Source organism: Streptomyces sp. NPDC088252 (assembly GCF_044740965.1).
GTDB lineage: Bacteria > Actinomycetota > Actinomycetes > Streptomycetales > Streptomycetaceae > Streptomyces.
The window spans coordinates 1-24,270 of record NZ_JBIURS010000028.1 but is presented as its reverse complement, the minus strand read 5'-3'; the positions used below and the strand labels follow the sequence as shown (position 1 = coordinate 24,270).

Sequence of the window (24,270 nt, the reverse complement as noted above, 5' to 3'; positions counted from 1 at the left end):
TTAGCGGGCGCGGCCCGGGTTCAACCGAGCACGCGCGCCGCCTCCCGCGCCTGCTCGCGCAGTCGCTCGTCGGCCGGAGCCACCCCCGGTTCCAGGCCTGAGGACACCACCCGCAGATCCCGCTCGGCAAGGGCCCTCAGGCGGCGGTGGTGGTCCTCGGTGAGGGCCGTGCGGCCGAGAGCGACGAGCGCTTCCAGCGCGGTCACCGCGTCGGCGTCCTCCTCCGCGGAGTCCAGGAGGAGTCCGGCCAGGCGGGGGCCGTCGAGGGGCTCGGGCGCGATCGCGTGCAGCGCGAGCACCGCGGCCGGGGTCTGCAGCGGATCCGTCAGCAGGCCTTCCAGCGCGGGGACCAGTGGGCGGGCCTCGGCTCCGATGCGGGCCGCCACTCGCGAGGCACGCGTGAACGTCCAGCGCATCCAAGGCTGTTCGGCCTGCGCGAAGACTCCGGCCAGCACCGGCACCGCTTCCTGCGCCCCGCCGGTGATCCGCCACAGGGCCGCGGCGATCTCGACGTCGCCGTCCAGCTGCGGGATGGTGCGGTCACCCTCCGGTGCGCTGAGCGCGGACCGCAGAGCCGGCACCAGGCCGGCCGCCTCCGGGCCCAGCTCGGCGGCCAGGCCCGCGGCCTCCCGGATGCCATGGCCGCCGTGGGCGAGCTGGGCGGAGACCGCCGTCAGCAGCGGGCCGGTCTCCCCGGTCAGTTCGCGCACGGCCCTCGCCGCGGCGAGCCGTTCGTCCCCCGTCCCGGAGCGAGCCGCGGCGGTCAGGAGTTCCGCCGTCGCCGCGCGCTGATCCGGTGGGCAGACCGCGGCCAGCGCCTTCGGGACGGCTTTCGGGAACCTCGGCAGCGCGGAGCGCAGTTCGGGCAGGGCGGCGGACGCCCGGCTCCCCCAGGCGGCGAGGAGGGACACGAGCAGGAACGGCTCGTTCGCGTCGAGGTCGTCCGCCCCGAGCCTGGTACGGATCGCGTCCAACAGTGCGCAGTCGTACGGGAACGAGGCGTCGGCCGTACGCGCGGTGGGAAAGCCGCACGCCTCGCCGAGCGCGCGCGGACGCCGTCCCAGGTCGCGCGCCAGGAGCGGCGCGGCCCGCTCCGGGGCCACGGCGACGAGCGCTTCCAGGGCGCGGTCCGCCCGGTCGCCCTCGCCCGCGGCGAGCCGGGCCAGCACCGGAGCGGTCGCCGCGGCGTGGGGGCCCAGTTTCTTGAGGAGCGAGTACGTCGTCGGTGCGCAGGCCGGGTCGGCGGCCAACGCCTCCACGGGGGCGACCAGCCGCTCCGGTGCACACCGCGAGAGCCGGCAGGCGGTCTCGGCCGCCCACAGCGCCTCCTCGCGCACCTCGGGCAGCCGGCTGCGCAGCGCGGCATCGAGCAGGGCGTACGCCGCTTCGCGGTCCGCGTCGGTGTCGCGGAGCAGCAGTGCTTCGACGACGTACCGCAATGGTTCGTTCCGCGTCAGGTCCAGACGGCCCTCGACCAGTCCGTCCGCGGGCAGGAGGGACAGCATCGCCCGATGGTGCGCAGGGTCCCAGGGCAGTGCGGCGTCCACGAGCGCGAGCAGTGCCGCGATCCGCACCTCGGCGGGCTCGGCCGCGCCCATGGCTCCGCTCACCTCGGCGGCTGTTCCCGCCGGATCCAGATGGGCCATGGCCCCCAGGATCTCGGCCCGCACGAGGGGATCCTTCTCCGCCTCCCGGCGCCGTCGGAGCACCGGAAGCACCTGACCGGCCGCCCCGGTCATCGCCGCGGCCCACACGGCGGCCTGCCGCGTCCCGGCCTCCTCGGCGTCGACCGCCGCGAGAATCAGGGGCAGTTGGCCGATGACGGCCGCCCGGCACGCGGCCTCGTCGGTGTCGCCCCGGTCGTCGCCGCCCTCCGCTATTCCGCCGAGCAGGGCCAGGAGATCCTTTGTGCGGTACCCGGCCCCGGCGAGCCGTGCCAGATACGGCACGGCTCGGGCCGTGGCCTCATAGACCGACCCCTGGTGCAGGATGCTGCCGTACAGCTCGGAGACCGCCTCGGACGCGGCTTCCCCGTCGTCCCCGGCGAGCGCCCGCAGGCAGTCCGGCACGTCTGCGGCGCTGCCGTACGCATGCTGCAGCTCGGCCCACGGCTGGGCGTCGACATCGGCGAAGAACAGTGCGAGTTCCATGAAACGGATCATGGCACCCGGCACTGACAACGCCCCCGGCCGACGGCCAAGGACCCACAGGACAGCGCTCGGCCGCCGCGGCCCGTCAGCTGGTGAAGAACTCAGTGATCTGCTGGGCCACCTGGTCGGGGTGGACCTCGTGCACCCGATGACCGCCCGCGATCGTGATCAGCCGGCAGTCGGGGATCAGCGAGGCCATGTCCTGCAGCCGTCCCTGGGGCATGGTGGACTCCGGGCCGCCGGCGATCATCAGCGTCGGCGCGACGATCTCGCCGAGTCCCGCCGCCCACTCCGGATCGGGGTCGGCCACTTCGGCCCTGATGGGGGCGACGACGGCCCAGTCGTAGTCCACCGGCCCCTCCGGCTCGGCGGCCGGCTTCGGCTCGCTCGGGAACGGCGGCGGGGTCTCCACCAGCACCAGACGCTCCACCCGGTCCGCGTGCTCCTGGGCGAGCAGGTGGGCGACGACGCCGCCCATCGAGTGGCCGACCAGACCCACCCGGTCGAGTTCGCACTCGTCGAGGAAGCCGATCACGTCGTCCCGCATCAACTCGAAGGAGTACTCGTCCGGCCAGTCGCTCTCGCCGTGGCCGCGCAGGTCGAGGGCGTACACCCGCCACTCCTCGCCGAGCAGGCTCCCGGTCGCCTCCCAGCTCGCGGCCGAGCCGCCGAGGCCGTGCAGCAGGACCACCGGCGAACCGAAGGGATCGCCCCAGGTCCGATACGCCAGCCGTACATCGCCGACATCCACAACAGACTGATCTTCCATACCCATGACGCTACCGCCGAATCGGTGAGGACCATGACGCGCGGCCTGGCAGGGTTGGGGCATGAAGATCGTTCCGCGCCCGCTGCCCGTCGCCTCCACCGCCGCGGTCGCCGCCGCCGTGCTGGCCGTCTCCGTGCTCTCCGGATGCTCGACGGGCGGGTCCGCCGACGGGGGATCGGACGACGGGCTCGACGATCCGGCGAAGAAGGAGATCGCCATGCGGTTGGTCTCCAGCGCCGAGAACTCCTCGCTCGACTGGAAGGCCCAGTACAAGTACATCGAGGACATCGACGACGGCCGCGGCTACACCGCGGGCATCATCGGCTTCTGCTCCGGCACCGGCGACATGCTGAGGGTCGTCGAACGGTACGCGAAGGCGCGTCCGGGCAGTCCGCTGGCACGGTTCGTGCCCGCCCTGCGGGCCGTGCGGGGCAGTGACGCGCACGACGGTCTCGGCCGCCCGTTCACCGAGGCCTGGGCCGAGGCCGCCGCCGACCCCGCCTTCCGGTCGGCACAGGACGCCGAGCGCGACCGGTCCTACTTCGACCCCGCGGTCGCCCGCGCCGAGGCGGATGGACTCGGCGCCCTGGGGCAGTTCGTCTACTACGACACGTATGTGATGCACGGGTACGGCGACTCGGACGGCGCGGCCGGCTTCCGCACGATCCGGCGCGAGGCGCTCTCCGCGGCTGCTCCCCCGGCGCGCGGCGGGGACGAGACGGCCTGTCTGAACGCCTTTCTCGACGCCCGTGTCACGACGATGCGGAAGGAGGCCGCGCACTCCGACACCAGCCGGGTCGAGACGGCCCAGCGGGTGTTCGTGAAGGAGGGCAGGCTCGGGCTGGAGACGCCGCTGCGATGGCGGGTGTACGGCGACAGCTACCGGATCGACGCCCGCTAAACCTGCGATCGACGGGCACGGGAAGCATCCGGAGCGTTGACTGCGCACGCCGGTGCGCACATGGCACGACCTGCGCTTTCACTCCTGCGCAGAGGGTGATCCGGACCCGTGACCCGGTGGTCGGCAGCGCCGTTGAGGCCGACGAACGGCACACGCGGATGTGGGCCGGAAAACGGAGGAGAGAACCGCATGATGAAGAAGATGATGCCGGCCGCGTTGGTGCTGATTGCCGGTATCGGGCTGGCCGTGAGCCCCACCGCCCAGGCCGTGCAGAGCCCCGCGGCCGCACCGGCCGCGAAGGCACCGGCCGCGGTCTGCACCGTCAACGACAACGGGGTGAACTTCCGCGGCGGGCCGGGCAACGACTACCCGGTCCTCGGCCAGGTGAACCGGGGCCAGAACCTCAACTACCGCGGCAAGCAGGGCAACTGGGTCATGGGTGACCTGTGGGGCGGCCCCACGGGCGTCTGGATCCACGTGGCGTACCTGAACTGCTGAGGCCCGCACGTCTCGGCCCCGCACCGCTCCTGCCGCGCGGTGCGGGGCCTTCCCGCGTTCCGGCGGAATGTTCTCAACTCCCCTGTGTCGTATGGGTGTACGACGCCCTTCCACCCTGATAGGAAAGCTTCCTAACAGGTGATGGAACGACGAACTCCCTTTGGAGGACTGGTGCACACCCCACATGAGCGCACCGCACGTCGCAACACCCGCTCCGTACGCATCGCTGTCATCACGGTCGGACTGGCCCTCACGGCGATACCCGTCAGCGCCCACGCCGGTGGCCCCTCGCACCATGCGGTGCCCCAGCGGACGGCGGTCGCCCGGCAGGCCGCCGCGACCGGGCTCGACGACCCGGCGAAGAAGGAGATCGCCATGCGGTTGGTCTCCAGCGCCGAGAACTCCTCGCTCGACTGGAAGGCGCAGTACAAGTACATCGAGGACATCGACGACGGCCGCGGCTACACCGCGGGCATCATCGGCTTCTGCTCCGGCACCGGCGACATGCTCGACCTCGTCGAGCTGTACACCCAGCGCAAGCCGGGCAACGTCCTCGCGAAGTACCTCCCCGCGCTGCGGAAGGTCAACGGCACCGACTCGCACAGCGGTCTCGACCCGAACTTCAAGAAGGACTGGGCGACCGCGGCGTCCGACTCGGCGTTCAAGCAGGCCCAGAACGACGAGCGGGACCGGGTGTACTTCAACCCCGCCGTCAAGCAGGGCAAGGCGGACGGCATCGGCACGCTGGGCCAGTTCGCGTACTACGACGCCATCGTCATGCACGGTGACGGCGGCGACAGCACCGGCTTCGGCTCCATCCGCAAGCGGGCCCTCGCCAAGGCGAAGCCGCCGGCCCAGGGCGGCAACGAGGTGACGTACCTCAACGCCTTCCTGGACGCCAGGGTCTGGGCGATGCAGCAGGAGGAGGCCCACTCGGACACCAGCCGGGTGGACACCGCCCAGCGGGTCTTCCTGAAGAAGGGCAACCTCGGCCTGAACCCGCCGCTCGACTGGAAGGTGTACGGCGACAGCTTCCACATCGGCTGACCCGCCCCGGTCACGGCCGTGGCGCGTACGGCAGCACCCGCGAGGGTCGCCGTACGCGCCACGGTGCCGTGCCGGACGGTGCTCTTCTCGTCAGTGTGCGGCCACCGGGGCCGGGGCCGCCGGGCTCGTCTGCGGCTCCGACGGTTCCCGATCAGGCTTCCTGCCGAGGTGGTTGAAGGCCAGGTTGAGCAGGATCGCCACGACGCAACCGGTGGATATCCCGGAGTCCAGCACGACGAGCAGATCCTTCGGGAACGCATGGTAGAAGTCCGGCGCGGCGATCGGGATCAGCCCGACGCCCACGGCCGCCGCCACGATCAGCGCGTTCTCGCCCTTCTCCAGCGCGGCGGTCGCCAGCGTCTGGATGCCGCTCGCGGCGACCGAGCCGAAGAGCACGATGCCCGCGCCACCGAGGACCGGCAGCGGGACGAGCGCGATGACGGACGCGGCGACGGGGACCAGCCCGAGCACGATCAGGATGCCGCCGCCCACTGCCACCACGAAGCGGCTGCGGACCTTGGTCATCGCGACCAGCCCGATGTTCTGGGCGAACGCGCTGCACATGAAGCCGTTGAAGAGCGGGCTGACGGCACTGCCCAGGGTGTCGGCGCGCAGGCCGCCCTCGATGGTCCGCTCGTCCGCCGGACGGCCCACGATCCGGCCAAGGGCCAGCATGTCCGCGGTGGACTCGGTCATGCAGACCAGCATCACGATGCACATGGAGACGATCGCGGCGGCCTCGAACTGCGGCGCCCCGAAGTGGAACGGCGTCGGGAAGCCGACCAGGTCGGCGTTCTTGATGGCGCCGAAGTCGGTGATGCCGACCGGTATCGCGATCAGCGTACCGGCGACCAGCCCGAGCAGGATGGCGATCTGCTGGAGGAAGCCGCGCAGCAGTTTGCGCAGGGCGAGCACGATCACCAGTGTGACCGCCGCCATGGTGATGTTGGTCGTCGAACCGTAGTCGTCGGCCCTGGCGTTGCCGCCCTGCGACCAGTTGAAGGCGACCGGCAGCAGCGAGACGCCGATCAGGGTGATCACGGTGCCGGTGACGACGGGCGGGAAGAAGCGGACCAGCTTGCAGAAGTACGGGGCGAGCAGGAAGCCGAGCAGCCCGGCGACGATGATCGCACCGAAGATGACGGCGATGCCGTCGTGCCCGCGGTCCTTTCCGATCGCCACCATCGGGGTGACACCGGCGAAGGAGACCCCGTTGACGAACGGCAGCCGGGCGCCGATGCGCCAGATGCCGAGCGTCTGGAGCAGGGTGGCCAGACCTGCGGTGAACAGGCTCGCCCCCATCAGGAAGGCGGTCTCCTCGGCGCCGAGTCCCACGGCGGGGCCCACGATCATCGGCGGGGCCACCACACCCGCGTACATCGCAGCCACGTGCTGGAGGCCGCTGGTGAACATCTTCAGTGGGGGGAGCGTTTCGTCGACCGGGTGTTTCCGGTCGGCCGAGGCCGGTTCGGTGAGGGGGTCGGCGGGTGCTGCGACTGCGTCGTTGCGAAACCTGGGCGTAGCTGCCACGGCGGTTCCTCCGGTCGGGTACACGTCTGCGGTGACGTGGGTGTCAGGGAGGTGGTGCAAGTGGTGCGTTGGTGCAGGAGGGGCAGGTCGTGCAGCTGGTGCGGCAGCTTTATTCACCGGCACGGGGGACGCGTGCGTGCGAGCACGCGCCCCCTGCACCGGCTGCCGCGGACCCCGCTCGGGTCCACGGCGGCCGGCCGAGGGCCGTCCCCCTCGGCCGACCGGTATCGGGGGTGCTCCGGAGGGTCAGGCTCCGGCGGCGATCTGCGCGAGGCGGCGGGCCTCGTCGCGGGTGGCGCGGGCGATGGCGTCCTCGTCCGCGGTGATGAGGTGGTTGTCCTCGACGACCGGCTTGCCGTCGACGAGCGAGAGGGTGACGGGGGCCGCGGCGCCGAAGACGAGTGCGGTCACCGGGTCGGCGATGGAGGCGTGGGCGAGGGTGTCGAGCCTCCAGAGCACCAGGTCGGCGAGCTTGCCGGGCTCCAGGGAGCCGATCTGGTCGGCGCGGCCCAGTACCTGGGCGCCGCCGTACGTTCCCAGGCGCAGGGCCTGGCGGGCGTTCAGCGCCTTCTCGCGGTGGGCGCCGAGGCGGTTGATGAGGAGGGCGTTGCGCAGTTCGGTGTGGAGTTCGCCGGACTCGTTGGAGGCGGTGCCGTCGACGCCCAGGCCGACCGGGACCCCCGCGGCGAGCATGTCGGGCACCCGGGCGATGCCCGCGGCGAGCCGGGCGTTGGACGAGGGGCAGTGCGCGACGCCGGTTCCGGTGCGGGCGAAGGCGGCGATGTCGGAGTCGTTCATATGGACGCAATGCGCCATCCACACGTCCTCGCCGAGCCAGCCGGTCGACTCGAAGTAGTCGGTCGGGCCCATCCCGAACAGCTCGTGGCAGAACTTCTCCTCCTCCACGGTCTCCGAACCGTGGGTGTGCATGCGCACTCCCTTGCGGCGCGCCAACTCGGCGCCCTGACGCAGGAGTTCGGTGGAAATGGAGAACGGCGAGCAGGGCGCGGCGGCGACCTGGGTCATCGAGTCGAAGGAGGCGTCGTGGTGTGCGTCGATGGTCGCCTCGGTGCCGGCGAGCGCACCGTCGAGCGTCTCGACGGCGAAGTCCGGCGGCAGCCCGCCGTCCTTCACGCTGCGGTCCATGGAGCCCCGGGCGAGGGTGAACCGTACCCCCATGTCGCGGGCGGCCCCGATGACGGCACCGGACAGATCGCCGCAGCCCTGCGGGTAGACGTAGTGGTGGTCCATGGCGGTGGTGACACCGCCGCGGGCCATCATGGCGAGAGAGCCCTGCGCGGCGGCGCGGACCATCGGCTCGTCGATGCGCGCCCACGTCGGGTACAGCGCGACCAGCCAGTCGAACAGATTGTGGTCGGTGGCCAGACCGCGGGTGATCCACTGGTAGAAGTGGTGATGGGTGTTGATCAGGCCCGGCGTGACCAGATGTCCGGTGCCGTCGATGCGGCGTACGACGTTCTCCAGGCCCTCGGGTGCCCGGCCCGCACCGATGGACTCGATGCGGTTGCCCGCGACGACGACATGGCCCGAGGCGTACTCGGTGTCGTCGGCGTCGACGGTCGCGATCGAACAGTTCTCGATGACGATGCGTTCCGCGTACTCATGAGCTGCCGATGCTGCCATGGTGCTTCCTTCTCTTTTCCGGCGATGCGGGCACGGCAGGACCCTAGGAGGATTTGAGTGCCACGGCCTGGCGGCCGTGGGTGCCGAGATGGTGGAAGAACAGGTTGAGCAGGACCGCGACGAGCGCGCCGGCACTGATTCCGGAGCCCAGCACGGTCTGCGCCCAGGACGGGAATCCCGCGTAGAAGCCGGGCGCGGCGAGCGGGATGATGCCCGCGCCGAGCGCCACGGCGACCAGGATGATGTTGGAGCTGTCGTCGAGGCCGGCCTCGGAGAGCGTACGGATGCCGCTCACCGCGATCGAGCCGAACAGAACGATCCCGGCGCCGCCGAGCACGGGCATCGGCACGAGCGAGACGACCGCGCCGAGCACCGGGAAGGCGCCCAGGACCAGCAGCGCTCCGCCCGCCGCCGCGACGACGTAGCGGCTGCGCACCTTCGTCAGGGACACCACGCCGACGTTCTGCGCGAAGGCGCTCGTCGGGAAGCCGCCGAAGACCGGGCCGAGCAGGGTGGCGATGCCGTCGGTGCGCAGTCCTCGGGTGATGGTCCGGCCGTCGGTGCGCCGGTCGCAGATCTCGCCGAGCGCCAGCATCCCGGCGGACGACTCGGTCATCAGGACGAGCATGACGATGCAGAGCGAGAGGATCGCGGCGGGCCGGAACTCCGGGGCACCGAACGCGAAGGGCGTGGGAAGCGCGGCGACCGGTGCGGACTTCAGCGCGGAGAAGTCGGCCAGCCCGAACGGGATCGCGGCCAGAGTGCCGATCGACAGACCCACCAGCAGGGCTACCTGCTTGAGGAAGCCGCGTCCGAAGCGCTGGATCAGCAGAATGACGACGAGAGTGAAGGCGGCCAGCGCGAGGTACTTCATCGCGCCGAAGTCGGTGGCGTTCCTGTCGCCCCCCTGGGCCCAGGAGACCGGGACGGGCATCAGGGTGACACCGATGAGGGTGATGACGACGCCGGTGACCAACGGCGGGAAGAAGCGCAGCAGGCGGCCGAAGAACGGTCCGACGGCCAGGCAGAAGCCTCCGGCGACGAGCACCGCCCCGTGGATCGCGGGGAGTTGGTGGCCCGGCGCGCTGGTCTCGGCGATGGCGAGCATCGGGGCGATTCCGGCGGAGGACGCCGCGTTGACGAACGGCAGCCGGTTCCCCGCGAAGCCGCCGATGCCGAGGGTCTGCAGGATGGTGGCGCATCCGGCGATCAGGAGGCTCGCCGCGATCAAGCGGGTCATGCCCGCCGTACCGAGGCCGACGGCCTGGCCGATGATGAGCGGAGGGGTGACGACGCCCGCGTACATGGCGGCAATGTGCTGGAGCGCGGCGGGGACCAGCCGCGAGGGGCGGAGCTTTTCGTCCACCGGATGGACCGAGGTCCCCGGTGGGGTGGGACACGGGCCTTCTGCTTCTGCCGGCCCGAGTGCAGGCTGTGCCATGGGAGTTCCCTCCGGTCCGGCCGGTCCCCGCCCGGCTGTGTGCGGGCGGGGACCGGCTCAGCGCCGCGTCAGAGGTTGGTCATGTCGACCGGGATCTGCGGCTCGACGCCGTCCCGGAGGACAGTGGCCTCGATCAGGCCGTACGGGCGGTCCGCCGCGAAGTAGACCTCGTTGTCGTTCTTGAGCCCGAACGGCTCCAGATCCACGAGGAAGTGGTGGTTGTTCGGCAGTGAGAAGCGGATCTCGTCGATCTCGCTGCGGCTGTTGATGACGCGCGAACCCATCTGGTAGAGGGTCTGCTGCAGCGAGAGGGAGTACGTCTCGGCGAAGGCCTGCAGGATGTGCTTCTTGGCCTGCTCGTACGACTTCTCCCAGTTGGGCATCCGGTCGGCGTCGCTGGTCCAGTTGTAGCGCCAGACGGTGGAGACGTCGGTGCACAGGATGCGGTCGTACGCCTCCTTCAGCGTCGTGTACTTGTCCTTGACGTAGCCCCAGAACTCCGAGTTGGTGGAGTTCATGACCGTGAGGTCCTTGAGGCCGGAGACGACCTGCCACTTCTCGCCGTCGAAGGTGATCTGCGTGGTGCGCAGTTCCTGTCCCTTGCGGACGAAGGAGTGGTTGACCTCGTCCGAGCCGATGAACCTGGAGTTGTTGTCCGAGGTCGCGATGCGCTCCCAGGAGTACTCCTGGATCCGGACGCGCGCGACCTTGATCGGCTCCTGCGACGTCACGAAGTGACGGGCGAGGTGGATGCCGAACTGCTCGGCGGACTCGATGCCGTACTCCTTGGCGAACGCGAACACCGTGTTCTTGGTGGTGTCCGTCGGCAGGACGTTGGCGTTGGAGCCGGAGTAGTGCACGTCTTCCATGTCGCCGGAGAGGGCGACCGAGACGTTCAGGTCCTTGATGTGGTGGGTGTCGCCGTCCCGCGTGATCCTGACGACGCGGTTCTCTGCTTTGCCGTACTGGTTCTGGCCGAGGATCACCGGGCGGGGCTGGTGGGAATGGACTGTCATGTCTGCTAGCTCCCTCGGTAAACGGAGTAGCCGAACGGGTTGAGCAGCAGCGGTACGTGATAGTGCTCGCCCGGCTCGACGGCGAAAGTGATCGCCACCTCCGGGAAGAACGCACCGCTGTCCCTTACGCGGGGGGCGTCCTGCTGCGCCTCGGCTTGCCTCTTGGAGAAGTACGTCTCGACCTCGAAGTCGAGCCGTACGTGGGTGGTGCCTTCCGGCAGGGCCGGCAGGTCCTTGCAACGCCCGTCCGCGTCGGTCGCGGAGCCACCGAGCGTCACCCACTCGGCTTCGCGGCCCGAGCGGGCCGCGAGCGTGATGGCAACGCCCTCGGCGGGGCGTCCGACGCTGGTGTCCAGGATGTGCGTGGACACCGATGCGGTGGTTTCGGTACTCATCAGTCCTTGTCCTCTTCCACGAGACGGGTCAGCCGGATTCGGTTGATCTTCCCGAGTTCGGTGCGCACGTGTCCGCGCTCCTGCTCGGGCGAGTTCCCGATCCGGGACCTCACCGCGTCGCGCATCTGCTCACCGGTGGCTCCGGTGGCACAGATCAGGAAGACGTGTCCGAACCGTTCCTGGTAGGCCAGGTTCAGTTCGAGCATCTCGGCCTTGAGTTCCTCGGTGGCACCGGCCATCCCCCGCTGTTCACGGGAGGAGGTCGGGTCTCCGGGCTTCGGGCGGCCGATCGGCGGGTGGCCGGCCATCGCGTCGGCCAGATCCTCCGGGGTCAGTGCGGCCGTGGCGGCGTCACTGGCCGAGAGAAGGGCTTCCGCGGTGGCGTACGGGCGCCGGGAGAGGATCGCTCTCCCCCACGCCGCACTGGCACACACCTCGTGCAACGCGGTGGTGGCCTCGTCGTCCGCCAGGGTGTTGAACCGGGCGAGGCCCGGTGTGGAACTCGAAGTCACGGGAACCTCCGTGGCTGATTTCGCTGTGCGTGCTTCGCGTCGCGTCGGTCGGGCTGCGGATAGCTAACGCCCTCCGCAACACCACGTCAACACTTTGTTGAAATTACGCGAATACAAAGAGCCGCCACCCGGTGATCCGGGCGACGGCCCCGGCGAGCTTCCACGGCCTTCGCTCGCCTACGGCCTCAACTACTCGCCCTTGGCGGCATTTTCCCTGTTGAGGTAGTTGTAGACGGTGAAGCGGCTGACCCCCAGCGCACCCGCCACGGTCTCCACACCGTGCCGTACGGAAAAGGCACCGCGTGCCTCCAGGGTCCGCACCACCGACTGTTTGGTCTTGCGGTCGAGCTCGGCGAGCGGCATGCCGAGGCGGCGTTCCATGGCGGCCAGGATGTGGTCGAGCGACTCCGAGAGCTGGGGCAGCCGGACGGCTATGACGTCCTCACCCTCCCAGGCCAGCACGATGTCGTCGGCCTGCGCCTGATCGGGCCCGAGCAGCTCGGCGCCCATGGCGTCGACGAGCGGCTTGACCGCGGTGACGAGGGGGTGGTCCGCCGGTTCGGTCACTTCGACTCCTCCCCAATGACGTTGACCTGGAGCGACACCCGGGTGGCACCCGATGCCAGCGCGCTGCGCAGCAGGGAGTCCACCGCGGTGAGCACCTGGTCCGCGCCGCCCTCCGCCGTGTTGCCGAAGGGACCGACGTCCACGGCGTCCAGGTCGGCCGACTGGATGACCTCGCGGGCCACGACCGCGTGGGCGGGCGCCTCGTCGAGATCGAAGGGCTCGGTGGTGAACTCCACTCTCAAGCGCACTGTGCCTCCCTCATGTTCTCGCCGCGCCCGGGTGAGGCCACGACTCGGGGCCGACCTTAACGGACAGGGGCGGGGGGCGTCCGGTGACGATGCGCCTCAGAGCCTGGGTGACCTCGGATCGGATGGCGGGCGCGGTCCGGTGCGTGCGATTCCCAGGCGGAGGAGGGAGTCGACGCGGAGCGTCGGCGACCGACGACAACGCGGGAAACGTGCGCACCGGGGCGTGGCCGCCCGGTCGGAGGTCACCCGACAGGCTCTCAGCCGCGGGACGGGCCCGGCCCCGGGTACGGCAGCACACAGACGGCCACCGGCGCGGGGAAGGCGCCACCGGTGCGGGTCAGCTTCCCGTCCTTCCCGCCGACCCGGAAGACCGTCACCGTGCTCGACTTCTGGTTGGCCGCGAAGAGCAGCCCTCCGTCCGGCGAGAAGGCGATCTGCCGAGGGAAGTCGCCGCCCACCGGCACGGTGCCGAGCAGCCTCAGCGCGGCCCCGTCGTCCTCGACGGCGTAGCGCGTCAGACTGTTGTGCCCCCGATTGGCCAGGTAGGCGAACCGGCCGTCGCCGGTGACCAGGAACTGCGCCGGATAGCTGCTCCCGTCACCGGTCCCGGTGGACTGCGGGGCACCCGGGGACAGGGTGCCGGTGGCCGGGTCGTACCCGCAGACGACGGCGGTGTTGTCGACCTCGCAGGCCAGGTAGGCATGGCGGCCACCCGGGTGGAACGTGAGGTGCCGCGGCCCGGCTCCGGGGCGCAGGGCCGCGTACGAGACCTGGGCGAGCGTGCCGCGTTCCTCGTCCAGCCGGTACGTGTACACGGCGTCGTTGCCGAGGTCCACGGCGAGGACGTGGCCGCCGTCGGGGGTGGTGACGATCTGATGGGCGTGCGGCCCGTCCTGGCCGGGGCCCGGCTGTGGCGCCGTGTGGGCGATCAGGTCCGTGCGCTCCCCCAGTGAGCCGTCGTCCCCGATGGGGTGCACCGCGACACTGCCGGAGGTGTAGTTCGCGGTGAGCAGCCACCTTCCCGTGGGGTGTACGGAGAGGTGGGTGGGGCCCGCCCCGCCCGTGCCGTGGGTTCCGAGCACCCGATGGGTGCCATCCGCCGACAGGGCGACGGCCGTCACCCCGCCCCGGTCCTGCTCGTCGACCGCGTAGACGGTGGCTCCCGAGGGATGCATCGCCAGGTAGGAGGGGTTGTCGACGCCGGTGATGACGGGGCCGGCAGAAATCGCTCCGGTGGTGGCGTCGTACGAGGCCGTGCCGATTCCCCTGCCCCCGCCCTCGGCCGAGGTGTACGTGCCGAGCAGCAGCCGCCGGACGGCGCCCGGGCGCGAACCGACCGCGGGCGCGGGATCCGGCGCGGCCCCCGGAGGCCTGGAGGAGCCGGGCGGGGCGGGTGGGGCGGGGGCCACGGACAGCGCGGCACCGGCGATCAGGGCTCCGAGGACGGTGCGCCGGCTGGTGGCGTGGTTCATGCGAGGCACCTCGTGTGGGGGGGGTCGGCTGCATCGGACGCACCTGCCACCCTGGCCCGCCCCGGGCCCCGTCGGCAACCGGCGCAATTCCGGCCCCACCTCGCAGAACCCGCACGAAGTCACCCGGCCCGAATTCCGGGCACCCCCTTGACAGGCCTCTCAACGCCAGGCAATCTTCCGTTACGTAGAAACTAACTTCCGCAATACGGAAGGAGCGCCGAAACCCTCATGGGCTACCCGGACCAGCGCTTCGATGTGAACCTTTCGATCCTCTTCACGGAACTCCCGCTCCTGGAGCGTCCCGCGGCCGCCGCCGCGGCGGGCTTCACGGCGGTCGAGCTGTGGTGGCCCTGGATCGAGACCCCCACTCCGCCGCAGGCCGAGCTCGACGCCCTCAAGAAGGCGCTCGACGACGCGGGCACGCAGTTGGTGGGACTGAACTTCTACGCCGGGCAGCTGCCCGGCCCCGACCGCGGCGCGCTCTCCGTGCCCGGCACGGAGTCGGACCGCTTCCGCGCCAACATCGAGGTGGCGGCCGACTTCGCCGCCTCGGTCGGCTGCAAGGCGCTCAACGCGCTCTACGGCAACCGCGTCGACGGCGTGGACCCGGCCACGCAGGACGAACTCGCCCTGGAGAACCTGGTCGTCGCCGCCCGCGCGGCCGACCGGATCGGGGCGATCCTGCTGATCGAGACCCTCAACAAGCCGGAATCGCCGCGCTACCCCCTGGTCAGCGCGCCCGCCGGCATCGAGGTCGTCGACAAGGTCAACGCGGCGACAGGGCTCGGGAACGCGAAGTTCCTGCTCGACCTGTACCACCTGTCGATGAACGGCGAGGACCTCGGCCGGGTCATCACGGAATACGCCGACCGGACCGGCCACGTCCAGATCGCCGACAACCCGGGGCGCGGCGCGCCAGGCACCGGCTCGCTCCCGCTGGAGCAGCTCCTCGACGAGCTGACGAAGGCCGGTTACGACGGCTGGATCGGCCTGGAGTACAAGCCGGGCGACCGGCCGAGCGCCGAGGCCTTCGAGTGGCTGCCGGTCACCGCGCGGGCCGCCCGCTGAGGGCGGCGAACTCTCCCTCGTACACACGCTTATCGGAAGGCACCCTCATGAGCAACAACCTCCCCAAGGTTGCGTGGATCGGACTCGGCATCATGGGCTCCCCCATGTCCGAGAACCTGATCAAGGCCGGGTACGACGTCACCGGTCACACCCTGGAGCAGGACAAGATCGACCGGCTGGTCGCGGCCGGCGGCACGGGCGCGGGCTCGATCGCCGAGGCGGTCCGGGACGCCGATGTCGTCATCACGATGGTGCCCGCCTCCCCTCAGGTCGAGGCCATCGCGTACGGCCCCGGCGGCATCCTGGAGAACGCGAAGCGCGGGGCGCTGCTGGTCGACATGTCGTCGATCACGCCGCAGACCTCCGTGGATCTGGCGAAGAACGCGAAGGACAAGGGCATCCGGGTGCTGGACGCCCCGGTCTCCGGTGGTGAGGCCGGCGCGATCGAGGCCGTGCTGTCGATCATGGTCGGCGGCGAGCAGGCCGACTTCGACGCCGCGCAGCCGATCCTCCAGGCACTCGGCAAGACCATCGTGCTGTGCGGTCCGCACGGCTCGGGCCAGACGGTGAAGGCCGCCAACCAGCTGATCGTCGCGGTCAACATCCAGGCGTGCGCCGAGGCGGTCGTCTTCCTTCAGAAGTCCGGCGTGGACCTCGGCGCCGCACTGGATGTACTCAACGGCGGACTGGCCGGTTCGACGGTCCTGACCCGTAAGAAGGACAACTTCCTGAAGCGGGACTTCGCGCCGGGCTTCCGGATCGACCTGCACCACAAGGACATGGGCATCGTCACGGACGCCGCTCGCAACGTCGGCGCCGCGCTGCCCGTCGGCGCCGTGGTCGCCCAACTGGTCGCCTCGCTGCGCGCCCAGGGCGACGGCGGCCTGGACCACTCGGCACTGCTGCGCTCGGTCGAGCGCCTGTCGGGTCGGCCGGTCCAGGCCTGACCGGCCGGGCCCCGCCGGGCCCGGCAACCAGAGACTTCCGGATGGCGTCGGCGCTGACACCTGTCCTGTCGCGCCCAGGCGTCGACGCCATCCGGAACACCAGACCCCTATTTTCAACAAACTGTTGACGTCGGGTTCGGGGCGTACCTACGCTCCTGGAGCCCTGAACCGTCGCAGTTCAGCAGCTCCCGTACGGAAGGTCGCCCCGACACCATGACGCAGCGTGTGCTTACGACCGAGTCAGGCGCCCCGGTCGCCGACAATCAGAACTCCGCCACCGCCGGCGTCGGTGGCCCGATCCTCCTCCAGGACCAGCACCTCCTGGAGAAGCTGGCGCGCTTCAACCGGGAGCGCATTCCGGAGCGCGTGGTCCACGCCCGCGGTTCCGGCGCGTACGGCTACTTCGAAGTGACCGACGACATCACGGCCTTCACCCGCGCCGACTTCCTCTCCGCGGTGGGCAGGCGCACCGAGACGTTCATCCGCTTCTCGACCGTCGCCGACTCGCTGGGCGGCGCGGACGCGGTGCGCGACCCGCGCGGCTTCGCCCTCAAGTTCTACACGGACGAGGGCAATTACGACCTGGTCGGCAACAACACCCCGGTGTTCTTCATCAAGGACCCGATCAAGTTCCCCGACTTCATCCACTCGCAGAAACGCGACCCGTTCACGGGCCGTCAGGAGCCGGACAACGTCTGGGACTTCTGGGCCCACGCCCCCGAGGCCACGCACCAGGTCACCTGGCTGATGGGTGACCGGGGCATCCCCGCCTCGTACCGCCACATGAACGGCTACGGCTCGCACACCTACCAGTGGACGAACGCCGAGGGCGAGGCCTTCTTCGTCAAGTACCACTTCAAGACGAACCAGGGGGTGCGCTCCCTCTCCAGCGAGCAGGCCGCCGAACTCGCGGGCAAGGACGGCAATTCGCACCAGACGGACCTGCTGCAGGCCATCGAGCGCGGGGTGAACCCGTCCTGGACCCTGTACGTGCAGGTCATGCCGGCCGCCGAGGCCGCCGACTACCGCTTCAACCCGTTCGACCTGACCAAGGTGTGGCCGCACGCGGACTACCCGCTGCGGCGGGTGGGCCGACTGGTTCTCGACCGCAACCCGGACAACGTCTTCGCCGAGGTCGAGCAGGCCGCGTTCTCCCCGAACAACTTCGTGCCCGGCATCGGCCCGTCCCCGGACAAGATGCTCCAGGGCCGGCTGTTCGCCTACGCGGACGCGCACCGCTACCGGCTGGGCGTCAACCACACCCAGCTCCCGGTGAACGCGCCGCGCACCGCGGTCGTCGACAACTACGGCCGGGACGGGCTGCACGCCACGCGCAACGGGCGGCGCCACGACAAGAACTACGAGCCCAACTCGTACGCGGGCCCCGCCCAGACCGACGCGGCGCTCTCCGCCCCGCTCGCGATCCACGGCTGGACCGGCACCCACGCGGCACCCGCCCACACCAAGGACGACGACTTCTTCCAGGCCGGTGAGCTGTACCGGCTGATGTCCGAGGACGAGAAGGGCCGACTGGTCGCCAACATCGCCGGGGGACTGTCCCAGGTGACCCGCGACGACGTGATCGAGAAGAACCTCGCCCACTTCCACGCCGCCGACGCCGACTACGGCAAGCGCGTGGAGGAGGCCGTCCGCGCCCTGCGCGAGGACTGAGCCTCCCACTGAGCCCTGCTCGCGCCGCGTACCTGGATGAGGGGTCTCGTACGGTGCGGGCAGGACGAGGTCGCGGCGGCCGTGCGATGCCAGTGCGGTGGTGAGGGCAGGGGTGTCCCGCCTCCTGACCTGAAGGAGACGAGGCCCTCCGGCCCGATCGCCGCCGCCGCGACCCCTGTTTCGCTCCACCCGTGCCAGGGCGCGGAGTACGGATACGGTCCCGTACTCCGCGCCCTTCCTCGTGTTCCGATCCGCCGGCCACGCGCCCTTCTCCACGTGCCGGCCCCGGACTCGGACTCGGACTCGGCCACGCCCCGGTCCCGTACCCCGCACGCCCGTTCACTTCCCGGTCCCCCGGCCCGCCGGCCCCCGCCCGCGGCGGGTTCCGTTCCCGCGCGCCGGCCGACGAGCCGGGTCTCATGCCTGTGGCCCCCGTCCCCGAGTCCCGGGGGCGGGGGCCACAGACGGACCGGCGTGCGGTCAGGAGGCCGCGAGCGGGCGGATCGCGGTCGGGGCGTGGGACGGCTCCGTCGCGATGTCCTCGAACTCGTTGACGGACGCGATGTCCGTACCGCTCATCGCGATGTTCGTCACGCGCTCCAGGATCGCCTCGACCACCACCGGCACCCGGAACTCCGCGGCCAGCTTCTTCGCCTCCTCGAAGGCCGGGAGCAGCTGGTCCGGCTCGGTGACGCGGATGGCCTTGCATCCCAGGCCCTCGACGACCTTGACGTGGTCGACGCCGTAGACACCGAGCTCCGGCGAGTTGAGGTTCTCGAACTCCAGGTTGACCTGGAAGTCGATGTCGAAGTTGCGCTGTGCCTGGCGGATCAGCCCCAGGTAGGAGTTGTTCACCAGGACATGGACGTACGGGATCCGGTGCTGCGCGCCGACCGCCAGTTCCTCCAGCATGAACTGGAAGTCGTAGTCGCCGGAGAGTGCGACGACGGACCCGTCCGGATCCGCGGTGGCGACGCCGAGCGCGGCCGGGATGGTCCATCCGAGCGGGCCCGCCTGGCCGCAGTTGATCCAGTGACGCGGCCGGTAGACGTGCAGCATCTGCGCACCGGCGATCTGGGAGAGGCCGATCGTGGTGACGTACCGGGTCTCGGGGCCGAAGGCCCGGTTCATCTCCTCGTACACCCGCTGCGGCTTCAGCGGCACGTCGTCGAAGTGCGTGCGGCGCTGCAGCGTGGCCCGGCGTTCCTGGGTGGAAGCGGCCCACTCCGAGCGGTCCTTGAGCCGTCCGGCCGCCTTCAGCTCGCGCGCCACCTCGACGAACAGCTCCAGCGCGGCCTTGGCGTCGGAGGCGATGCCGAGATCGGGCGCGAAGATCTTGCCGAGCTGGGTCGGCTCGATGTCCACGTGGACGAAGGTGCGGCCCCGGGTGTAGACGTCGAGCTTGCCGGTGTGGCGGTTGGCCCAGCGGTTGCCGATGCCGAGGACGAAGTCGGACTCCAGGAAGTTCGCGTTGCCGTAGCGGTGCGAGGTCTGCAGGCCGACCATGCCCGCGTTCAGCTCGTGGTCGTCGGCGACGATGCCCCAGCCCATCAGGGTCGGGACGACCGGCACTCCGGTCAATTCGGCGAATTCCACGAGGAGTTCGGACGCGTCGGCGTTGATGACGCCGCCGCCCGCGACGAGCAGCGGACGCTCGGACGCGTTCAGCATCTCCACCGCGCGCTCGATCTGCTTGCGGGTAGCGGCGGGCTTGTGCACCGGCAGCGGCTCGTACAGATCGGGATCGAACTCGATCTCGGTGAGCTGGACATCGATGGGCAGGTCGATGAGGACCGGGCCGGGACGGCCGGAGCGCATCAGATGGAAGGCCCGCTGGAAGACGCCCGGGACCTGGGCGGCTTCGAGGACGGTCGTCGCGGCCTTGGTCACGGGCGCCGCGATCGAGGCGATGTCGACCGCCTGGAAGTCCTCCTTGTGAAGGACGGCGGTCGGGGCCTGGCCGGTGATGCAGAGGATCGGGACGGAGTCGGCGATGGCGGAGTAGAGGCCGGTGATCATGTCGGTGCCGGCCGGTCCCGACGTGCCGATGCAGACGCCGATGTTGCCCGGCCGCGCGCGGGTGTAGCCCTCCGCCATGTGGGAGGCGCCCTCGACGTGGCGGGCGAGCGTGTGATGAACCCCGCCGGAGGCCTTGAGGGCCGCGTAGAAGGGGTTGATCGCCGCACCCGGCACACCGAAGGCGTTGCTGACGCCTTCGCGCTTGAGGATCTCAACTGCCGCTCGGGCAGCGGTCATTCGAGGCATTGAGTGCTCCTGCTCGGACCTGGTGGATTCGGGCTCTGTCGCGCCACCTGAGAGCACCAATTCCGCGTGAATTCCGCATTGCGGAAATTTGATTCTGTTATACGGAAGTAAATCTAAAGCGCGGTCGGGCGACCGTCAAGGGAGTCCGGACGGCGGGACCCGTGCGCGCGCAGAGCAGCGAAGTCGCCCAAGTCGCTCCCCGGGACCTCGCTCCTGGTGGACCATGGGGGGACGGAGCGGAGCCGGCCCGTATCGGTCGCCGTCGGCGCGTTCCGGTGTGCCGAGGTGCCCGGTCGCAGGGGCGCGCGGGCCGGAGGGAGACATGGTGGAGTCGGTGCCGGTACGCTGCCCGGCCTGCCGCCGCGACCACACGTACGGCCCGCCGGCCTACCCCTGCCCGTGCGGTGCGCCGACCTCACCGCCCGTGCTGCACGGCGCCCCGGTCGTACCGATCACGCACCGCACGTGGATCGACGACTGGGTGACGGTGCGCTGTCGTACCTGCGGGCGCCACGACCAGTGGCCGCAGCCGGAGCTGTGCTGCCCGTGCGGGGCCGTGCTGCGGATACCGGTGCGTCCGGCGGCCGAGGGCGACGGCCCCGCCCCCGACGACCGGTCCCGGCCCTGCCGTCCCGCACACATTCCGCTGCCGCGTACGGCGCCGCCGCCCCGGCCGGCGTTCCGGCCCCTGCCCATCCGTACGGCGCACGAGGCGGTCGCGAGCGCCGCCCGGTACCTGAAGTGGCTGGGCTACCACGATGTCCTGCGGCCCGCGGACCGCTCCCCGGACCGGATAGACCTGCGGGCCACCGGGCTGATCGTCCAGGTCGACACCGCCCCCCTCCCGACCGCTCTGCGCGATGTCGAGTGCCTCTGGCTGAACGCACTCACCGCGTCCGTCACCAGCGTGTTCTTCTCACTCGCCGGCTACGCACAGGACGCCCGGGCACGCGCGGACGGCCTCGGCATGCCGCTCTTCGCGCTGGACCCCGCGGGAACGCCGCGGCCGGTCAACAGCCCCGCGGACGAGCTGATCAGCACCGGCGCCTGAGACCCATCGGCACCGGGCGCACCACCCCCCATGCGCCGGTGGGTCCGCGCCCTCTCCGGAGCGCCATACTGGCCGCATGCGTATCCGTACCGCCCGCCGCTCCGATCTTCCACTGCTGCAGGACATCGAGCGCGCCGCCGGTGAACCGTTCCGCGCGCTCGGCATGTCCGCCATCGCGGACGACGACCCGCCGGCGCTCGACCTGCTGGACGACTACCGCCGGGCCGGTCGCGCCTGGGTGGCCGTCGACGCCGGCGACCGCCCGGTCGGCTATCTGATCGCCGACCCGGTCGAGGGCGCGGCCCACATCGAGCAGGTGTCCGTCCATCCCTCCGCCGCACGACGCGGTCTGGGCAGCACACTCATCGACCACCTCGCCGGGTGGGCCGCCGCCCGGCAACTGGACGCGCTCACACTGACGACCTTCTCCCACGTCCCGTGGAACGCCCCGTACTACACCCGGCTCGGCTTCCGCGTGCTCATGGACGCCGAACTCACCGACGGCCTGCGGAAGATCAGGGCGGAGGAGGCCGAACACGGCCTGGACCGCTGGCCCAGGGTCTGCATGCGGCGCGAGATCCCGCACGCCGCGCACGGACCGCTCCCCAGCGGAACCGACCGGCAACAGTGAGTGCGATCGGTCACGTTCGGGCCGGGGGCCACAAATGTTCGGTCGGTTGTCGGTGGCGGGCCTTAAGGTAGGGGCATGGCTTTAACTCCACGGCATATGCCACCCACCGACCCGTTGCACACCACCCGACCTGTGTCCCCGTCCGCCGCCCAGGCGAACGAGGCGATACGGGCGTTGGTCGACGCGCGAGCCGGCCAGGACTGGTCCTCCGTGGAGTCCGCCGCCTACGAGGTACTGCTGATCGAATGGGCGGCGGCGACCCGGGGCGTCGCCGGCGACATCATCGAGGCCGCCTGACGATGCGGCGGGGGGATCTCCGCGCGCATGGCCCAGTCCCGGGGCCCGCCGTCAGGGTCGGGCCGGGCTCTCGTGCCCCTCGTTGATTTGCCCTGATCCGGGCGGTGGGGCCTGGCGGCCGTAGACCTCCCGCAGTTCGATCTTCCGGACCTTCCCGCTGACCGTCATCGGGAAGCTCTCCAGGATCCGCAGGCGGCGCGGGATCTTGTAGTGCGCCAACTGTCCGTGGCAGTGGTCCCTCACCTCCTCCAGGGTCGGCGGGTTCGCCGGGTCCCTCGGGATGACGCAGGCCAGGACCTCCTCGCCGTACGTGTCGTCCGGTACACCCACCACCTGCACGTCCGCGACCTTCGGGTGCCGGTGGAGGAACTCCTCGACCTCCCTCGGGTACACGTTCTCGCCCCCGCGGATGATCATGTCCTTGATCCGGCCGACGATCTGCACATAGCCGTCCTCCCGCATCACCGCGAGATCCCCGGTGTGCATCCAGCGGCCCGCGTCGATCGCCTCCGCCGTGCGCTCGGGCTCCTCCCAGTAACCGAGCATCACGCTGTAGCCGCGGGTGCAGAGTTCGCCCGCCGAACCACGCTCCAGGGTCACGCCGGTCACCGGGTCGACGACCTTGACCTCCAGGTGCGGCATGACCCGGCCGACGGTGCCGGTGCGGCGCTCCAGGTCGTCGTCGCGACGGGTCTGGGTGGAGACCGGCGAGGTCTCCGTCATGCCGTAACAGATGGACACCTCGTCCATGTGCATCTCGGCGACGACCCGCTTCATCACCTCGACCGGGCACGGCGACCCGGCCATGATGCCGGTGCGCAGCGAGGAGAGGTCGTAGGAGGCGAAGTCGGGGAGGTTCAGCTCCGCGATGAACATGGTGGGGACGCCGTACAGCGAGGTGCAGCGCTCCTGCTGAACGGCTGCGAGCACGGCGGCTGCCTCGAAGGCCGGGGCCGGGATCACGATGCAGGCACCGTGCGAGGTGATGCCGAGGTTGCCCATGACCATGCCGAAGCAGTGGTAGAAGGGGACGGGCAGACAGACCCGGTCCTGTTCGGTGTAGGCGACCAGCTCCCCCACGAAGTAGCCGTTGTTGAGGATGTTGTGGTGGGAGAGGGTGGCACCCTTCGGGAAGCCGGTGGTACCGGAGGTGTACTGGATGTTGATCGGGTCGTCGCAGGACAGCTCTGCTTCCCTGGCGGCGAGTTGTTCGACCGTGACCGATCCCGCCGTGGCCAGCAGCTCGTCCCAGCTCGGGTCGCCGATGTAGTGCACGGCGCGCAGGGCGGGGCAGTTGGCACGGACCTGCCCGACCAGCGCGCGGTAGTCACTGCTGCGGTGCGAGAGCGAGGCGACCAGGATCGAGATCCCGGCCTGCTTCAGGACGTACTCCAGCTCGTGCGCCCGGTAGGCCGGGTTGACGTTGACCATGACGGCTCCGACGCGGGCGGTGGCGTACTGCATCAGCACCCACTCGGGGCAGTTGATCGCCCATATGCCGACCCGGTCCCCCTTGGCCACCCCCGACGCCATCAACGCACGGGCCAGCTCGCCGACGGCCGCGCCGAATTCCGAGTACGTCCAACGCCGTCCGGACACGACGTCGACGAGCGCCTCACGCTCGCCGAACGCCTCGACGGCGCGGTCGAGATTGCGTCCGATGGTGTCGTCGAGCAGCTCCGTGGTCCCGGTGCCGTGCGCGTAGGACAGCTCGCTCATCGCAGATCCCCCTCGTCGTACTCGGTGCCGGTGCCGCGGGCCGTGCGCTCGCGCAGCTCGATGCGGCGGATCTTGCCGGAGACGGTCTTGGGCAGCTCGGCGAACTCCAGCCGCCGGATCCGCTTGTACGGGGCGAGAACCGCGCGGGAGTGCTCGAACAGCACCTTCGCCGTGTCGGGTCCGGGCTCCCAGCCCTCCGCGAGCACGACGTACGCCTTCGGTACCGCGAGCCGTACCGGATCGGGGGCCGGGACCACCGCGGCCTCGGCCACCGCCTCGTGCTCCAGCAGGGCGCTCTCCAGCTCGAACGGCGAGATCTTGTAGTCCGACGCCTTGAACGGACCCTCTCCCTCAGGTGACACATCGTCGCCAATGAAGAGCCGGGGGTCGATGCGGCCCTCGATCTTCAGCGGCGGCAGGACGATGCCGGA

At 70.6% G+C, this 24,270-nt stretch carries 22 protein-coding genes and 1 pseudogene; 9 read left to right on the top strand and 14 right to left on the bottom strand.

Annotation, left to right across the window (positions count from 1 at the left end):
* Positions 1–20: 20 nt before the first annotated feature.
* Positions 21–2,150, bottom strand: a complete 2,130-nt coding sequence (locus tag ACIOHC_RS37040) for a hypothetical protein (protein WP_351073619.1) — start codon at positions 2,148–2,150, stop codon at positions 21–23.
* Positions 2,151–2,235: 85 nt separating this feature from the next.
* Complete coding sequence (locus tag ACIOHC_RS37035) at positions 2,236–2,919, bottom strand: alpha/beta hydrolase (protein WP_351073621.1); 684 nt, start codon at positions 2,917–2,919, stop codon at positions 2,236–2,238.
* Between the two features lie 61 nt (positions 2,920–2,980).
* Here ACIOHC_RS37035 and ACIOHC_RS37030 point away from each other — a divergent pair, with 61 nt between their 5' ends.
* The 3 genes from ACIOHC_RS37030 to ACIOHC_RS37020 all read left to right on the top strand — a co-directional run bounded on the left by ACIOHC_RS37030 (position 2,981) and on the right by ACIOHC_RS37020 (position 5,365).
* A complete protein-coding gene (locus ACIOHC_RS37030; RefSeq protein WP_401845970.1) occupies positions 2,981–3,820 on the top strand; it encodes a chitosanase in 840 nt (279 codons plus the stop codon).
* Between the two features lie 189 nt (positions 3,821–4,009).
* A complete protein-coding gene (locus ACIOHC_RS37025) occupies positions 4,010–4,318 on the top strand; it encodes an SH3 domain-containing protein (RefSeq protein ID WP_351073625.1) in 309 nt (102 codons plus the stop codon).
* A gap of 171 nt (positions 4,319–4,489) precedes the next feature.
* Positions 4,490–5,365, top strand: coding sequence for a chitosanase (locus ACIOHC_RS37020; protein WP_351073627.1), 876 nt, complete (start codon positions 4,490–4,492; stop codon positions 5,363–5,365).
* A gap of 90 nt (positions 5,366–5,455) precedes the next feature.
* On the opposite strand, the gene ACIOHC_RS37015 is transcribed toward ACIOHC_RS37020, so the two are convergent.
* From ACIOHC_RS37015 to ACIOHC_RS36975, 9 genes are all read right to left on the bottom strand, one after another.
* The gene (locus ACIOHC_RS37015) at positions 5,456–6,895 is read right to left on the bottom strand and encodes a nucleobase:cation symporter-2 family protein (RefSeq protein WP_365691062.1); all 1,440 of its coding nucleotides are present in this window, start codon (positions 6,893–6,895) and stop codon (positions 5,456–5,458) included.
* A gap of 246 nt (positions 6,896–7,141) precedes the next feature.
* Positions 7,142–8,539, bottom strand: coding sequence for an 8-oxoguanine deaminase (locus ACIOHC_RS37010; RefSeq protein WP_401845966.1), 1,398 nt, complete (start codon positions 8,537–8,539; stop codon positions 7,142–7,144).
* Between the two features lie 43 nt (positions 8,540–8,582).
* The gene (locus ACIOHC_RS37005; RefSeq protein ID WP_389636388.1) at positions 8,583–9,980 is read right to left on the bottom strand and encodes a nucleobase:cation symporter-2 family protein; all 1,398 of its coding nucleotides are present in this window, start codon (positions 9,978–9,980) and stop codon (positions 8,583–8,585) included.
* A 68-nt stretch (positions 9,981–10,048) separates the two neighbouring features.
* Positions 10,049–10,996, bottom strand: coding sequence for a factor-independent urate hydroxylase (pucL, locus tag ACIOHC_RS37000; RefSeq protein WP_365691067.1), 948 nt, complete (start codon positions 10,994–10,996; stop codon positions 10,049–10,051).
* Between the two features lie 5 nt (positions 10,997–11,001).
* Positions 11,002–11,391 carry a hydroxyisourate hydrolase gene (uraH, locus tag ACIOHC_RS36995; protein ID WP_351073634.1) on the bottom strand — a complete coding sequence of 130 codons (390 nt, stop codon included), beginning with the start codon at positions 11,389–11,391 and terminating at the stop codon, positions 11,002–11,004.
* Positions 11,391–11,903 carry a 2-oxo-4-hydroxy-4-carboxy-5-ureidoimidazoline decarboxylase gene (gene uraD / locus ACIOHC_RS36990; RefSeq protein WP_351073636.1) on the bottom strand — a complete coding sequence of 171 codons (513 nt, stop codon included), beginning with the start codon at positions 11,901–11,903 and terminating at the stop codon, positions 11,391–11,393. The genes uraH and uraD overlap by 1 nt, the downstream gene beginning before the upstream one ends.
* A gap of 189 nt (positions 11,904–12,092) precedes the next feature.
* Complete coding sequence (locus tag ACIOHC_RS36985; protein WP_351073638.1) at positions 12,093–12,470, bottom strand: helix-turn-helix domain-containing protein; 378 nt, start codon at positions 12,468–12,470, stop codon at positions 12,093–12,095.
* Positions 12,467–12,706: a hypothetical protein gene (locus ACIOHC_RS36980; protein ID WP_351073887.1), complete on the bottom strand. Its 240-nt coding sequence runs from the start codon at positions 12,704–12,706 to the stop codon at positions 12,467–12,469. Before ACIOHC_RS36980 ends, ACIOHC_RS36985 begins: the two co-directional genes overlap by 4 nt.
* Before the next feature lie 269 nt (positions 12,707–12,975).
* Positions 12,976–14,190 carry a lactonase family protein gene (locus ACIOHC_RS36975; RefSeq protein WP_401845963.1) on the bottom strand — a complete coding sequence of 405 codons (1,215 nt, stop codon included), beginning with the start codon at positions 14,188–14,190 and terminating at the stop codon, positions 12,976–12,978.
* A 228-nt stretch (positions 14,191–14,418) separates the two neighbouring features.
* On the opposite strand from ACIOHC_RS36975, the gene ACIOHC_RS36970 reads away from it, so the two are divergent.
* The 3 genes from ACIOHC_RS36970 to ACIOHC_RS36960 all read left to right on the top strand — a co-directional run bounded on the left by ACIOHC_RS36970 (position 14,419) and on the right by ACIOHC_RS36960 (position 17,876).
* Positions 14,419–15,258 (top strand): TIM barrel protein, encoded by an 840-nt coding sequence (locus ACIOHC_RS36970; RefSeq protein ID WP_351073642.1) that lies wholly within the window; start codon positions 14,419–14,421, stop codon positions 15,256–15,258.
* Positions 15,259–15,305: 47 nt separating this feature from the next.
* Entirely contained in the window at positions 15,306–16,205 is a 900-nt protein-coding gene (locus ACIOHC_RS36965) for a 2-hydroxy-3-oxopropionate reductase (RefSeq protein ID WP_351073644.1), read from the top strand.
* 213 nt (positions 16,206–16,418) lie between these two features.
* A complete protein-coding gene (locus ACIOHC_RS36960) occupies positions 16,419–17,876 on the top strand; it encodes a catalase (protein WP_351073646.1) in 1,458 nt (485 codons plus the stop codon).
* A gap of 480 nt (positions 17,877–18,356) precedes the next feature.
* Here the strand turns inward: ACIOHC_RS36960 and gcl are convergent, their stop codons facing one another.
* Positions 18,357–20,132 carry a glyoxylate carboligase gene (gene gcl, locus ACIOHC_RS36955; RefSeq protein WP_365691070.1) on the bottom strand — a complete coding sequence of 592 codons (1,776 nt, stop codon included), beginning with the start codon at positions 20,130–20,132 and terminating at the stop codon, positions 18,357–18,359.
* 334 nt (positions 20,133–20,466) lie between these two features.
* Between gcl and ACIOHC_RS36950 the strand changes: the two genes are divergently transcribed.
* The 3 genes from ACIOHC_RS36950 to ACIOHC_RS36940 all read left to right on the top strand — a co-directional run bounded on the left by ACIOHC_RS36950 (position 20,467) and on the right by ACIOHC_RS36940 (position 22,120).
* A complete protein-coding gene (locus ACIOHC_RS36950) occupies positions 20,467–21,192 on the top strand; it encodes a hypothetical protein (protein ID WP_351073888.1) in 726 nt (241 codons plus the stop codon).
* Between the two features lie 76 nt (positions 21,193–21,268).
* Positions 21,269–21,823, top strand: coding sequence for a GNAT family N-acetyltransferase (locus tag ACIOHC_RS36945; protein WP_351073650.1), 555 nt, complete (start codon positions 21,269–21,271; stop codon positions 21,821–21,823).
* 75 nt (positions 21,824–21,898) lie between these two features.
* Positions 21,899–22,120, top strand: coding sequence for a hypothetical protein (locus tag ACIOHC_RS36940; protein ID WP_376216526.1), 222 nt, complete (start codon positions 21,899–21,901; stop codon positions 22,118–22,120).
* Between the two features lie 51 nt (positions 22,121–22,171).
* Here ACIOHC_RS36940 and ACIOHC_RS36935 read toward each other — a convergent pair whose 3' ends face one another.
* Together ACIOHC_RS36935 and ACIOHC_RS36930 are read right to left on the bottom strand one after the other, a co-directional pair.
* Positions 22,172–23,839 carry an AMP-binding protein gene (locus ACIOHC_RS36935; protein ID WP_365691074.1) on the bottom strand — a complete coding sequence of 556 codons (1,668 nt, stop codon included), beginning with the start codon at positions 23,837–23,839 and terminating at the stop codon, positions 22,172–22,174.
* A pseudogene (locus ACIOHC_RS36930) lies at positions 23,836–24,270 on the bottom strand (hypothetical protein); the annotation flags it as partial. The gene ACIOHC_RS36935 and the pseudogene ACIOHC_RS36930, both read right to left, overlap by 4 nt.

Coding starts and splice junctions, on each gene's coding strand:
- ACIOHC_RS37040 (WP_351073619.1), bottom strand. CDS start 2,150: ATGGAACTCGCACTGTTCTTCGCCGATGTCGACGCCCAGCCGTGGGCC.
- pucL (WP_365691067.1), bottom strand. CDS start 10,996: ATGACAGTCCATTCCCACCAGCCCCGCCCGGTGATCCTCGGCCAGAAC.
- ACIOHC_RS37030 (WP_401845970.1), top strand. CDS start 2,981: ATGAAGATCGTTCCGCGCCCGCTGCCCGTCGCCTCCACCGCCGCGGTC.
- ACIOHC_RS37010 (WP_401845966.1), bottom strand. CDS start 8,539: ATGGCAGCATCGGCAGCTCATGAGTACGCGGAACGCATCGTCATCGAG.
- ACIOHC_RS36960 (WP_351073646.1), top strand. CDS start 16,419: ATGACGCAGCGTGTGCTTACGACCGAGTCAGGCGCCCCGGTCGCCGAC.
- ACIOHC_RS36935 (WP_365691074.1), bottom strand. CDS start 23,839: ATGAGCGAGCTGTCCTACGCGCACGGCACCGGGACCACGGAGCTGCTC.
- ACIOHC_RS37035 (WP_351073621.1), bottom strand. CDS start 2,919: ATGGAAGATCAGTCTGTTGTGGATGTCGGCGATGTACGGCTGGCGTAT.
- gcl (WP_365691070.1), bottom strand. CDS start 20,132: ATGACCGCTGCCCGAGCGGCAGTTGAGATCCTCAAGCGCGAAGGCGTC.
- ACIOHC_RS37005 (WP_389636388.1), bottom strand. CDS start 9,980: ATGGCACAGCCTGCACTCGGGCCGGCAGAAGCAGAAGGCCCGTGTCCC.
- ACIOHC_RS36975 (WP_401845963.1), bottom strand. CDS start 14,190: ATGAACCACGCCACCAGCCGGCGCACCGTCCTCGGAGCCCTGATCGCC.
- ACIOHC_RS36965 (WP_351073644.1), top strand. CDS start 15,306: ATGAGCAACAACCTCCCCAAGGTTGCGTGGATCGGACTCGGCATCATG.
- ACIOHC_RS36945 (WP_351073650.1), top strand. CDS start 21,269: ATGCGTATCCGTACCGCCCGCCGCTCCGATCTTCCACTGCTGCAGGAC.
- ACIOHC_RS37025 (WP_351073625.1), top strand. CDS start 4,010: ATGATGAAGAAGATGATGCCGGCCGCGTTGGTGCTGATTGCCGGTATC.
- ACIOHC_RS36970 (WP_351073642.1), top strand. CDS start 14,419: ATGGGCTACCCGGACCAGCGCTTCGATGTGAACCTTTCGATCCTCTTC.
- ACIOHC_RS36940 (WP_376216526.1), top strand. CDS start 21,899: ATGGCTTTAACTCCACGGCATATGCCACCCACCGACCCGTTGCACACC.
- uraH (WP_351073634.1), bottom strand. CDS start 11,391: ATGAGTACCGAAACCACCGCATCGGTGTCCACGCACATCCTGGACACC.